At 56.2% G+C, this 12228-nt stretch carries 12 protein-coding genes; all 12 read left to right on the top strand.

Annotated elements, in window-relative coordinates; translation table 11 throughout:
• Positions 1-24: 24 nt before the first annotated feature.
• The 12 genes from Q0510_RS02875 to Q0510_RS02820 all read left to right on the top strand — a co-directional run bounded on the left by Q0510_RS02875 (position 25) and on the right by Q0510_RS02820 (position 12081).
• Positions 25-1239 carry an NADH-quinone oxidoreductase subunit D gene (locus tag Q0510_RS02875; RefSeq protein ID WP_298708060.1) on the top strand — a complete coding sequence of 405 codons (1215 nt, stop codon included), beginning with the start codon at positions 25-27 and terminating at the stop codon, positions 1237-1239.
• Positions 1240-1349: 110 nt separating this feature from the next.
• Positions 1350-1847: an NAD(P)H-dependent oxidoreductase subunit E gene (locus Q0510_RS02870; protein ID WP_298708058.1), complete on the top strand. Its 498-nt coding sequence runs from the start codon at positions 1350-1352 to the stop codon at positions 1845-1847.
• A 121-nt stretch (positions 1848-1968) separates the two neighbouring features.
• Complete coding sequence (gene nuoF / locus Q0510_RS02865) at positions 1969-3327, top strand: NADH-quinone oxidoreductase subunit NuoF (RefSeq protein ID WP_298708056.1); 1359 nt, start codon at positions 1969-1971, stop codon at positions 3325-3327.
• A gap of 39 nt (positions 3328-3366) precedes the next feature.
• Positions 3367-4473 (top strand): 2Fe-2S iron-sulfur cluster-binding protein, encoded by a 1107-nt coding sequence (locus Q0510_RS02860; protein WP_298708055.1) that lies wholly within the window; start codon positions 3367-3369, stop codon positions 4471-4473.
• Between the two features lie 6 nt (positions 4474-4479).
• Positions 4480-5532: an NADH-quinone oxidoreductase subunit NuoH gene (gene nuoH / locus Q0510_RS02855; protein ID WP_298708053.1), complete on the top strand. Its 1053-nt coding sequence runs from the start codon at positions 4480-4482 to the stop codon at positions 5530-5532.
• 18 nt (positions 5533-5550) lie between these two features.
• Positions 5551-6069, top strand: a complete 519-nt coding sequence (gene nuoI, locus Q0510_RS02850) for an NADH-quinone oxidoreductase subunit NuoI (protein ID WP_298708051.1) — start codon at positions 5551-5553, stop codon at positions 6067-6069.
• Between the two features lie 16 nt (positions 6070-6085).
• Positions 6086-6568: an NADH-quinone oxidoreductase subunit J gene (locus Q0510_RS02845; protein WP_298708050.1), complete on the top strand. Its 483-nt coding sequence runs from the start codon at positions 6086-6088 to the stop codon at positions 6566-6568.
• A 12-nt stretch (positions 6569-6580) separates the two neighbouring features.
• Complete coding sequence (gene nuoK, locus Q0510_RS02840; RefSeq protein WP_126249360.1) at positions 6581-6898, top strand: NADH-quinone oxidoreductase subunit NuoK; 318 nt, start codon at positions 6581-6583, stop codon at positions 6896-6898.
• A 22-nt stretch (positions 6899-6920) separates the two neighbouring features.
• Complete coding sequence (nuoL, locus tag Q0510_RS02835) at positions 6921-8819, top strand: NADH-quinone oxidoreductase subunit L (RefSeq protein ID WP_298708044.1); 1899 nt, start codon at positions 6921-6923, stop codon at positions 8817-8819.
• A 25-nt stretch (positions 8820-8844) separates the two neighbouring features.
• Positions 8845-10290 carry a NuoM family protein gene (locus tag Q0510_RS02830; RefSeq protein WP_298708042.1) on the top strand — a complete coding sequence of 482 codons (1446 nt, stop codon included), beginning with the start codon at positions 8845-8847 and terminating at the stop codon, positions 10288-10290.
• A gap of 29 nt (positions 10291-10319) precedes the next feature.
• The gene (locus Q0510_RS02825) at positions 10320-11684 is read left to right on the top strand and encodes an NADH-quinone oxidoreductase subunit N (RefSeq protein ID WP_298708040.1); all 1365 of its coding nucleotides are present in this window, start codon (positions 10320-10322) and stop codon (positions 11682-11684) included.
• A gap of 121 nt (positions 11685-11805) precedes the next feature.
• The gene (locus Q0510_RS02820) at positions 11806-12081 is read left to right on the top strand and encodes a hypothetical protein (protein WP_298708038.1); all 276 of its coding nucleotides are present in this window, start codon (positions 11806-11808) and stop codon (positions 12079-12081) included.
• Positions 12082-12228: the final 147 nt, after the last annotated feature.

Below are 12228 nucleotides of genomic sequence, written 5' to 3'. Positions count from 1 at the left end.
GTTTAACTTTTAGCAATTCAGGATATGTCTGATCACCATATACAATTACCGGAAGGCTCGATAGAGAAGCAGACCAACACGCTCAACCTGGGTCCTACCCACCCCGCCACCCACGGCGTTTTCCAGAACATCCTGGAACTGGATGGCGAGCGCATCGTTTCCGCGACACCTACCGTTGGTTATATTCACCGCGCATTCGAAAAAATCGCGGAACGCAAACCGTATTACCAGATCACCCCGCTGACGGACCGGCTCAACTATTGCTCGGCTCCCATCAACAACATCGGCTGGCACCTCACCGTGGAGAAGCTCCTGGGGATCAAAACCCCCAAGCGCGTGGATTACCTCCGCGTGATCATCATGGAGCTGGCCCGCATCACCGACCACCTGATCTGCAACTCCGTAATCGGGGTAGACTCCGGCGCATTCACCGGCTTCCTCTATGTAATGCAGTACCGTGAGCTGGTGTATGAGATCTACGAAGAAATCTGCGGCTCACGCCTCACTACCAATATCGGCCGCGTCGGCGGTTTCGAAAGAAACTTCACCGAAACGGCTTTCACTAAAATTCAGAAGTTCCTCGACGAATACCCGGCTGTGCTGAAAGAGTTCGAAAACCTCTTTACCCGCAACCGCATCTTCATGGAACGTACCCAGGGTGTAGGCGCCATCACGGCAGAACGCGCCCTGAATTACGGATTCACCGGCCCCAACCTCCGCGCTGCAGGCGTAGATTACGACGTTCGCGTGGCGGCTCCGTACAGCTCTTACGAAGATTTCGAATTCAGCATTCCCGTAGGCACCACCGGCGATACTTACGACCGCTTCCTGGTGCGCAACGCGGAAATGTGGCAGAGCCTCAGCATCATCCAGCAGGCGATGGACAAACTGAAAGACCTCCCGTCCGACGTGTTCCATGCCGATGTGCCGGCGTACTACCTGCCTGATAAAGAAGACGTGTATACCAAAATGGAAGCGCTCATCTATCACTTCAAGATCGTGATGGGCGAAACCGATATCCTGCCCGGCGAAGTGTACAACCCGGTGGAAGGCGCCAACGGCGAACTGGGATTCTATCTCATTTCCGACGGCGGCCGCTCTCCTTACCGTTTGCATTTCCGCAGGCCCTGCTTCATCTATTACCAGGCCTACCCGGAAATGGTGAAGGGCGCCATGCTGAGCGATGCCATCATTTGTTTGTCATCCCTCAACCTGATCGCAGGCGAACTCGACGCGTAAAGAATTTGGCAGGGCCCCCGCGGGCCCTGCTGGCATATATTCCCTCCTATGAACCGCAAAGAGAAACGGCGGGGGGAAATTTTGACAATAACATATAAAGACAGACAGAAATGGCCGTTCAATTTTCTGAAGAGAAGCTGAATAAAGTAAAAGAGATCATCGCCCGCTACCCGGATGGGAAGCAGAAGAGCGCCCTGATCCCGGTGCTGCACCTGGCGCAGGAATCTTTCGGCGGATGGCTCAGTGCCGACACGATGGATTATGTGGCGGGCCTGCTCAGCATCGAGCCGATCGAAGTGTATGAAGTGGCTACCTTCTATTCGATGTTCAACCTGCAGCCCGTGGGCAAATACCTGTTCGAGGTATGCCAGACGGGGCCCTGCATGCTCCGCGGATCCGACGACATTATTCATTATATTAAGGAAAAGCTGGGCATAAAAATCGGGGAAACCACGCCGGACGGGCTGTTTACCCTCAAAACCGTGGAATGCCTCGGCGCCTGCGGTTACGCGCCGATGATGCAGCTGGGCAAGTTCTACAAAGAACACCTCACCAAAGAAAAGGTGGACCAGATCATCGCGGAGTGCCGCGCACAGGCGAACAACTAAAAGGCTGAACCGGCTTCCTGCCGCCGAAGTGTGCGACGCAACGGGGGAGGAGGGAAGAACGGAAGCTGACCAAAAGATAAACATCACGTTGCCAAGGCAACAACTTATATAAAGCGAGACAATGGGACGTAAATTATTGTTAGACAAGGCGCATATAGAAGGCATCCGGTACTACGACGTATACCGGAAAAACGGCGGTTATGCCGCTGCTGAAAAGGCCCTGAAGAGCATGAGCCCGGATCAGGTTACGGAAGAAGTGAAGAAAAGCGGCATGAGAGGCCGCGGCGGCGCGGGCTTCCCCACAGGATTGAAATGGAGCTTCCTGGCCAAACCGGAAGGAGTGCCCCGTTACCTCGTCTGCAACGCGGACGAATCCGAACCGGGTACTTTCAAGGACCGTTACCTCATGGAGTTTCTCCCGCACCTGCTGATCGAAGGCCTGCTGATCTCCAGCTTCGCCCTCGGCGCCAATACCACCTACATCTACATCCGCGGCGAATACGCCTGGATCCCCGATATCCTCGAAGAAGCCATCGCCGAAGCGCACAAGAATGGCTGGCTGGGCAAGAATATCCAGGGTTCCGGGTTCGACCTGAACATTTACGTGCAGCGCGGCGCGGGTGCTTATATCTGCGGTGAAGAAACTGCCCTGATCGAATCGCTGGAAGGCAAGCGCGGCACCCCGAGGATCAAGCCGCCGTTCCCCGCCGTGAAAGGGCTTTACCAGTGCCCGACGGTGGTGAACAACGTGGAGACCCTCGCGGCCATCGTTCCCATCATCAACATCGGCGGCGACGAATACGCCAAAATCGGTATCGGCAAATCCGCCGGCACCAAGCTCATCTCCGCCTGCGGCAACCTCAACAAGCCCGGTGTGTACGAGATCGAGATGAACATTTCCGTAGAAGAATTCATTTACTCCGACGAATACTGCGGCGGCATCCCCAACGGGAAACGCCTCAAAGCCTGCATCCCCGGCGGCTCTTCCGTACCCATCGTTCCGGCCAACCTGCTGCTTACCACAGCCAAAGGCGAAAAAAGGATGATGACGTACGAAAGCCTCAACGACGGCGGATTCGCCACCGGCACCATGATGGGATCGGGCGGCTTCATCGTGCTGGACGAAGACCAGTGCGTAGTGCGCCACACCCTTTCGCTGGCCCGGTTCTACCACCACGAAAGCTGCGGACAGTGCAGCCCCTGCCGCGAAGGCACCGGATGGATGGAGAAAGTGCTCAAGAATATCGAGCACGGTAAAGGAAAAATGAGCGACATCGACCTGCTGTGGGACATCCAGCGCAAGATCGAAGGCAACACCATCTGCCCCCTCGGCGACGCCGCCGCATGGCCGGTGGCCGCCGCGATCCGTCACTTCCGTGACGAGTTCGAATGGCACGTGCTGCACCCCGAAGAGGCGCAGCGCCGCAACTTCGGCCTGGCGCATTATGCAGACCCGCTGCCGGTAGCTGCCGCTGTCTGATAAGGAAACAACATTATTCTTCTTTTTTACTTTTTAATAATGGCGGAAGAAAAGAAATTATTCAAGGTCAAGATCGATAATATCACGGTAGAGGTGGAGCCGGGAACAACCATTCTCAACGCTGCCCGTAACATCGGCGGCGAAGTGGTGCCCCCGGCCATGTGCTATTATTCAAAGCTGGAAGGCTCCGGCGGCAAATGCCGTACCTGCCTCGTGAAAGTGACGAAAGGCTCCGAAGCGGACCCGCGCCCCATGCCCAAGCTGGTGGCCAGCTGCCGCACGACCGTGATGGACGGGATGGAAGTGGCCAATATCACCTCCCCCGAAGTGCTCGAAGCCCGCAAGGGCGTTGTGGAGTTCCTCCTCATCAATCACCCGCTCGATTGCCCCGTGTGCGACCAGGCCGGTGAGTGCGACCTGCAGGACCTCAGCTACGAGCACGGCGTATCCGGCACCCGCTACGAATTCAAACGCCGCACTTTCGAGAAGGAAGACATCGGCGAACATATCAAACTGCACATGACGCGCTGCATCCTCTGCTACCGCTGCGTGTTCACGGCAGACCAGCTCACGAACAAACGCCAGCACGGCATCCTGAAGCGCGGCGACGCCTCCGAGATCAGCACCTACATGCGCGCATCCCTCGATCATACCAACTTCATCGGTAACGTGATCGACGTTTGTCCCGTGGGCGCCCTCACCGACCGTACGGCCCGTTTCAAAAACCGCGTATGGTTCCTCAAGCCGGTAGACGCGCACCGCGAATGCAGCGATCCGAAATGCTGCGGCAAAACGGTGCTCTGGATGCGCGGCGACGAGATTTTCCGCGTGACCGCACGGAAAGACAAGTACGGCGAAGTGGAAGGATTCATCTGCGATACCTGCCGTTTCGAGAAGAAAGAAGTGAAAGACTGGATCGTGGAAGGCCCCCGCAAGATTTCGCGCCACAGCGTAATCACCGCCGGCCACTACGTAGGCGTTCACAAACCGCAGGAAACCGTAGCCAAAGTGATGGACGGCCGCCAGCCCAAACTGCTGATGGACATCCACACGGTGAGCGAGGTGAACATGCCGCAGGTGGACCTGAGCCAGATCGAAGGTCCGGCGCACTCAACCGATTTTCCCAAGAATAAAGGCGTACAATAACGAGATATGGAATTTACAATCGACTGGTATTTCCTCATAGAGAAACTGCTGCTGATTTCGGCAGTGCTGGGTATTTCCCTGGTGGTGGCGATGTACAGCACCTGGGGCGAGCGTAAAGTGGCGGCCTGGATCCAGGACCGCCGCGGTCCCAACCGCGCGGGCCCCTTTGGTTTGCTGCAGCCCCTGGCGGATGGTGGTAAGCTGTTCTTCAAAGAAGAAATCATCCCCGCGGAAGCCAACCGTTTCCTGTTCATCCTGGGCCCTTCGCTCGCCATGTTCACCGCCTGCCTCACCAGCGCCGTGATCCCCTGGGGCGACAGCCTCACCATCGGCGGCCGTGAAGTAAGCCTGCAGATCGCCGACATCAACATCGGTGTGCTCTGGATCATGGCGGTTGTAGGCATGGGCGTGTACGGCATCATGATCGGCGGTTGGGCATCCAACAACAAATTCTCCCTGCTGGCCGCCTGCCGCGGTGCTTCGCAGGTGATCTCCTACGAGCTGCCCATGGGCCTGGCGCTGATCGCGCTTTTCATGCTCAGCGGCTCCCTTAGCCTGAAAGACATCGTGGAGCAGCAGCGCGACGGCCTCTGGTTCGTTGTTCTCCAGCCCATCGGTTTCCTCATCTTCCTCATCTGCGCCTTCGCGGAATGTAACCGTACGCCCTTCGACCTTCCGGAAGCGGAAAACGAGCTGAACGGCGGTTACCACCTGGAATACTCGTCCATGAAACTGGGCTTCTACCTGTTTGCCGAGTACATCAACATGTTCATCAGCTCTGTACTGATGGCCACCCTGTACTTCGGCGGCTACGCCTTCCCGTACATGGATTCGCTGGGCATCGACGGCAACCTGCTGACGGTGCTGGGAATCGGCGCATTATTTATCAAAACGCTGTTCTTCATATTCCTGTTCATGTGGGTGCGCTGGACGATCCCGCGCTTCCGCTACGACCAGCTCATGAAACTCGGATGGAAAGTATTGATCCCGCTGGCATTGCTGAATATGCTCATCACCGGCGCCGTGGTACTTTTCCGCCAGAACGGTTTTAATTTTTAAACTGAAGAAACTCATCATATGCAATCTTTAACCAACAGGGCGAAGCCGGTAGACAGGAGGCCCATGACTTTTGCGGAGAAACTCTACCTGCCTGCGATAGCGAAGGGTATGGGAATTACCCTGAAGCACCTTTTTAAGAAGAAAGCCACGGTGAACTTTCCCGAAGAAACCCGTCCTTTCAGCCCCGTGTTCCGCGGCCTGCACATCCTGAACCGCGACGAGGAAGGCCGCGAGCGCTGCACGGCGTGCGGATTGTGCGCGGTTGCCTGTCCTGCCGAAGCCATTACCATGGAAGCGGCCGAGCGCCTGCCGGGCGAGGAGCACCTGTACCGCGAGGAGAAATACGCCGCGCGATACGAGATCAACATGCTGCGTTGCATTTTCTGCGGGTTCTGTGAAGAGGCCTGCCCGAAACAGGCGGTTTACATGTCCGAAACTTTCGCGCCGGCCAATTACCAGCGCAAAGGGTTTATTTATGGAAAGGACGACATGCTGATCCCCCATCCTCAAAAACAAATCAAAGAAAACAACCAATAAGGCAATGGGAATCGATATGATAATCTTTACAGTGCTGTCTGCGATCGCCATCGCCGCGGCATTGGGCGTGATCCTGAGCAAGAACCCCGTGAACAGCGTGCTTTGCATGATCACCTGCTTCGTCGCCATCGCGGGCCATTACATCATGCTGAACGCACAGTTCCTGTTCGTTGTTCACCTGATCGTTTATACCGGCGCCATCATGGTACTGTTCCTTTTCGTACTGATGATGATGAACCTCAACGCCGACATCGAGCCGCAGAAACGCAACTGGCTGAAATACGCCGGCGCCATTTCCGGCGGCGCGCTGCTGCTGGTGCTGGTAGCCGCTCTCCGCGACGCGAGCCTCCCTGCCATCCAGGGCGGCGGCAACACGGAGATCGGCCTGGTGGAAAATCTTGGTAAAACATTGTTCACCTCTTACGTGGTGCCTTTCGAACTGAGCAGCGTGCTGTTCCTCAGCGCGATGGTAGGCGCCGTAGTGATCGGTAAGAAATAAAAAGTTTTCAAAATGCCTGTTCAATACTACATCTTTCTCAGCATCGCCCTTTTCTGCATCGGCATCATGGGCGTACTGATGCGCAGGAACGCCATCATCATCTTCATGTGCATCGAGCTCATGCTCAACGCAGTGAACCTGCTGCTGGTGGCTTTCTCCAAAATGTGGGTCGACGCCGGCCGCATCGACGCCGCCTCCGCGCAGCTCTTTGTGTTCTTCGTCATGGTAGTGGCCGCCGCGGAAGTGTCCGTTGGCCTCGCCATCATCGTGATGATGTACCGGAATACGCACTCCGTAGATATCAACATTCTCAGCAGACTGAAAAACTAGGATTAAAAAATAGTATAGATCGATGATACATCTTGTTTGGCTGGTACCGTTTTTACCGTTGTTAGGTTTCCTGATCAATGGATTGGGCAGGAGGTATTTATCCAAGCCGCTTACCGGCTTCGTGGGCAGCGGCAGCGTAGTAGCTGCTTTCGTGATCAGCCTGCTCATCTTCTTCGAAGTGCGCACGCCCGGCTTTACGCCGCAGGTGGTGACGCTGTTCGATTTCATCAGCGTAGGCAGCCTGCACATTCCCTTCGCCTTCCAGGTAGACCAGCTGAGCGCTTTGTTCCTCCTGATCATTACCGGTGTGGGCTCCCTGATCCACATCTACTCCACCTCTTATATGCATGACGAGTCCAACGAAGGTTTTGCGCGCTACTTCGCGTACCTCAACCTCTTCGTGTTCTCCATGCTCATCCTCGTGCTCGGCTCCAACTATGTGATGATGTTCATCGGTTGGGAAGGCGTGGGCCTCTGTTCCTACCTGCTCATCGGCTTCTGGTTCAGGAATATCGAATACAATAAGGCCGCCAATAAGGCTTTCATCATGAACCGCATCGGCGACTTCGGTTTCCTGCTCGGCATCTTCCTGCTCATCCAGCAGTTCGGTTCCGTGACCTTCTCCGAAGTGCTGCCCCAGGCCGCTGCCATGGGTACCAACAGCGGCGTGCTTTTCGCCATCGCCATGTTGCTCTTCATCGGCGCCATGGGTAAATCTGCACAGATTCCCCTGTACACCTGGCTCCCCGATGCAATGGCCGGTCCTACCCCCGCTTCCGCCCTTATCCACGCGGCCACGATGGTGACCGCCGGTATCTATATGGTGGCCCGCAGCAACGTGATTTATACCCTGGCCCCGCATATCCAGACGATCGTGACGCTCGTGGGCCTGGCAACGGCGCTGCTCGCAGCTTCCATCGCACTGAAACAAAACGACATCAAAAAAGTACTGGCTTACTCCACCGTGAGCCAGCTCGGATACATGTTCATCGCGCTGGGCGTTGGCGCTTATACCGCCGCCGTTTTCCACGTGATGACGCACGCTTTCTTTAAAGCCCTGCTGTTCCTCGGTTCGGGTTCCGTGATCCACGCCATGGGCGGGGAGCAGGACATTCGTAAGATGGGCGGCCTGAAGAAATGGATGCCCATCACCAACATCACCTTCCTGATCGGATGCCTGGCGATTGCAGGAATCCCGGGACTGAGCGGTTTCTTCTCCAAAGATGAAATCCTGGCCCACGCCTTCGGTTACAGCCCGGTGATTTATGGTCTCGCCCTGATCGGTGCGCTGATGACGGCGTTCTACATGTTCCGCCTGTACTACATCACTTTCACGGGTAAATTCCGCGGTACGCACGAGCAGGAGCATCATCTCCACGAAAGCCCGGCGGCCATTACCTTCCCGCTGATCATCCTGGCCATCCTGTCGGTGATCGGTGGTTATGTGGGGATGCCCGTGGTATTCGGGATGCCGAACCTCCTGGCGGAATACCTCAGCCCGATTTTCGCGCCTTCCGTGCCTTTCCTGCACGAGCATCACCTGAGCCACAGCCTCGAATGGGGACTGATGGGGCTCAGCACCGGCCTGGTGATCGTGATGATCCTGTGGGCGCGCAGCAAATTCGCCAACTATACCGACAATGGCGAGCCGACCACCGGCTTAGCCAAAGTGCTGGAAAATAAATGGTACGTAGATGAAATATACGACGCCATCATCGTGAAGCCCCTCATGGTCCTGAGCAGATTCTTCCAGGACGTGGTGGAGCGCTCCGGCATCGACGCCCTCGTGAACGGCGTGGGCTCGGCGGTGAAATGGGGCGGAGGCCGCGCCAGGCTGTTGCAGAACGGCCAGGTAGGATTCTACATCTTCGCCATGGTGATTGGTATGATCGTATTGTTTGTGATCAGTTTGTTTTTATAAATCGATAGCGGATTAAGAAAAAGATATGTTGACAGTATTACTCATATTGATTCCTTTGGTGACGGGCCTGATTACATTCGGACTCAGCGGCCGCGGCGCCAAAGTACTCAGCCTGATATCCTCGCTGGCCACGCTGGCCGTTGCCCTGGCCGCATGGTCCCAATTCCGGACGGCTCCCGAAGCCCTCAGCTTCACCGCCGAATGGATCCCGCAGCTGAACAGCCAGCTGAACTTTGGGCTCGACGGCCTGAGCCTCATGCTCGTGCTGCTCACCACGATTTCCTTCCCGCTCATCTTTATTACCGTATTCAGCCGCAACTATGAAAAAGCGGGCGCCTTCTACGGCCTGATGCTGCTTTCGCAGGCGGGCATGCTCGGTGTGTTCCTCGCTTACGACGCGCTGCTGTTCTACGTGTTCTGGGAGCTGGCCCTTATCCCGGTGTATTTCCTCTGCTCCATGTGGGGCGGCGAGAAAGCCATCCCGGTGACGTTCAAATTCTTCGTGTACACTTTCGCCGGTTCCCTGCTTATGCTGGTCGGCATTATTTATATCTATTTCCAGACCGAAGGCTCTTTCAGCTGGCAGGCCTTTACCAGCCTGAGCCTCAGCAACAGCGAGCAAAGCTGGTTGTTCTGGCTCTTCTTCGTGGCGTTCGCCATCAAGATGCCGGTTTTCCCCTTCCACACCTGGCAGCCCGACACCTACGAGCAATCGCCCACCGCCGTTACCATGGTGCTGAGCGGTATCATGGTGAAGATGGGCCTGTTCGGCGTGATGCGCTGGCTCATGCCGGTGCTACCCCAGGGTGCATACATGTGGCAGGAAGCCGCCATCCTCCTCAGCGTGATCGGTATCATCTACGCCAGCTGCATCGCCATCATGCAATCCGACCTGAAGAAACTGATCGCTTATTCCTCCATCGCCCACATCGGGCTGATGAGCGCCGCGATCTTCGCCAATAACGAACAAAGCCTTGCCGGCGTGCAGGTGCAAATGTTCAACCACGGCATCAACATTATCGGCCTCTGGATCATCATCGAAGTGATCGAGCAGCGCCTCGGCACCAAAAACATGCAACAGCTCGGTGGCATCGCCGCCGTAGCGCCTAAACTTTCGATCCTGCTGGTGATCATCAGTCTTGCCAATATCGCCCTGCCGCTGACCAACGGCTTCATCGGCGAATTCCTGATGTTCAGCGGGCTGTTCCAGCACAACGTTTGGTTCGCCGCCGTTTCCGCGATCGCCATCATCCTGGCGGCCGTGTACATGCTGCGGATGCTGCAGAAAGTGCTGTTCGGCGAAGCCAATGCGCTGACGTCCGCCACCACCGACTTGAAAGGCGGCGAGATGCTGGCGCTGGTGTGCATCACCGCCATGATCTTTGTGCTGGGCTTTTATCCGAAACCGCTGCTGGAACTCGTTTCCGGTTCCGGTATCCAAAACACCGTAGCCGCGCTGACCGGACGTTGATTTAATAAATGATTCTGTAACGTTAAGATATGAACGCATTAATTACGACTGCTGTATTTGGTATTATTCTGATGTTCGTGGGACTGGTTGTCAAACAGAGGCAGTATATCAAATATGTTGCGATCGCCGGCACGGTGCTCGCCTTCATCGCCAACCTGCTCGACGCGCAGAGCGGATACGGTGTGCTGCACGGCATGGTGGAAGTTAGTTCCTTCTCCGTGTTGTTCAACGCCGTAGCCATCGCCTCCACGGCGCTTTACTTCCTGCTGTGCGGCAGTTCTTTCGAAAAGGTGGGCGAGGATGTGGCCGATTACTTCGCGCTGATCTTCTTCATCCTGGCCGGTATCATGCTCACGGGCGCGTACAGCAACCTGCTGATGCTGTTCCTCGCGATCGAGATCATTTCCATCCCGCAGTACATCCTGGCGGGCGCGGATAAAAAGAACCTGAAAAGCAACGAGGCTTCGCTGAAATACTTCCTGATGGGCTCTTTCACCACAGGTATCCTCCTCATGGGGATCGCCCTGGTATACGGCGCTACCGGTACTTTCGACATCCGCGAGATGGGCCTTGGCACCGGGGAACTGAGCCCCCTGGCACTGTGCGGCATCACCCTGCTGGGCTTCTCCCTGGCATTTAAAGTATCCGCCGCTCCCTTCCACTTCTGGACGCCTGACGTGTACGATGGTTCTCCCACCGTGTTCACCGCCTTCATGGCCACCATCGTGAAAGCCGCCAGCTTCATCGCTTTCATGCGCCTGTTCCACGTAAGCTTCTCCGGAGGTAACGTGAGCGGCCACTGGCAGCTGATCATCGCGATCATCACCGCCGCCACCCTCATCATCGGTAACCTGACGGCCGTGTTCCAGCAAAGCGTGAAGCGCATGCTTGCCTACTCCAGTATCGCGCAGGCCGGCTTCATGCTGTTCGCCATCGTTTCGCACAACGAAATGGCCAATCAGGGCCTCATCCTGTATTCCGCTGCTTACAGCGTAGCCACCATCGGGGTGTTCGCGATCCTGCTCAAACTGAACGACTACACATTCGACGGATTCAACGGTCTTGCCCGCAGGCAACCGCTCGTAGCCGTGGTGTGCGCTATATTCCTTTTCTCGCTGGCGGGTATCCCGCTGACGGCCGGCTTCTTCGCGAAATACTTTGTGCTGAGCGCGGCTATACAACAGGGAGATCTGTTGTGGCTGGTGATCATCGGTGTGCTTTGCGCCGCCGTGAGCGCCTACTACTATTTCCGCGTGATCATCGCCATGTACTTCAAACCGGGCGAGGCTGATGCACAGGGCGTTACCCCGGGCTTTAAAGCCCTGCTGGTAGTTGCCGCGGCCATCGTGATCGTGCTGGGTATCTTCCCCAACCTGCTCCTCCAGTACCTGTAAAGGAAAAATGATATTGTAGGGAACGGCAAGGCCAACTGGTCTTGCCGTTTTTTTATGGCAAATGTGTAGGAGTATAGTCCCACAGATGAGAGAAAACCGTTAACTTTAGTCAACGGTCGTTATGCGTACAAAAGATATTTTCTCCCTCGCCCTGCGCTCCGTGAGCGCCAACCGCCTCCGGGCGGGCCTTACCGTGACGGTGATCGCTTTCGGGATCATGGCACTCGTGAGCATCCTTACGGTAATCGACGCGTTGCAATTCAAGATTTACGACAGCTTCGCCAGCATGGGCGCCAATGGTTTTTCCATCCGGAACCGCGAAATGCGCATTCGTATGGGCGGAGGCGGCGGTGCCGCGATCTCGATCAACTCCACATCGACGGCTTCATCGACGTAATCGAACGGCTGGATTTCGAACTTCGCCTTGTACAGGTACAGACCTGCCAGGGCGTGAACGATCACCGAAGCCGCGATACCGACAATCGCGCCCGTCGAAAGTTTTTTCTTCTTCCGCGGAGCATCGATCAGGGGGTTTCTATGCTGA

Source organism: uncultured Chitinophaga sp. (genome assembly GCF_937874145.1).
Taxonomy (GTDB): domain Bacteria; phylum Bacteroidota; class Bacteroidia; order Chitinophagales; family Chitinophagaceae; genus Chitinophaga.
Note: the sequence above shows the minus strand (reverse complement) of the source record. Positions and strands in the feature narration are given on the sequence as shown.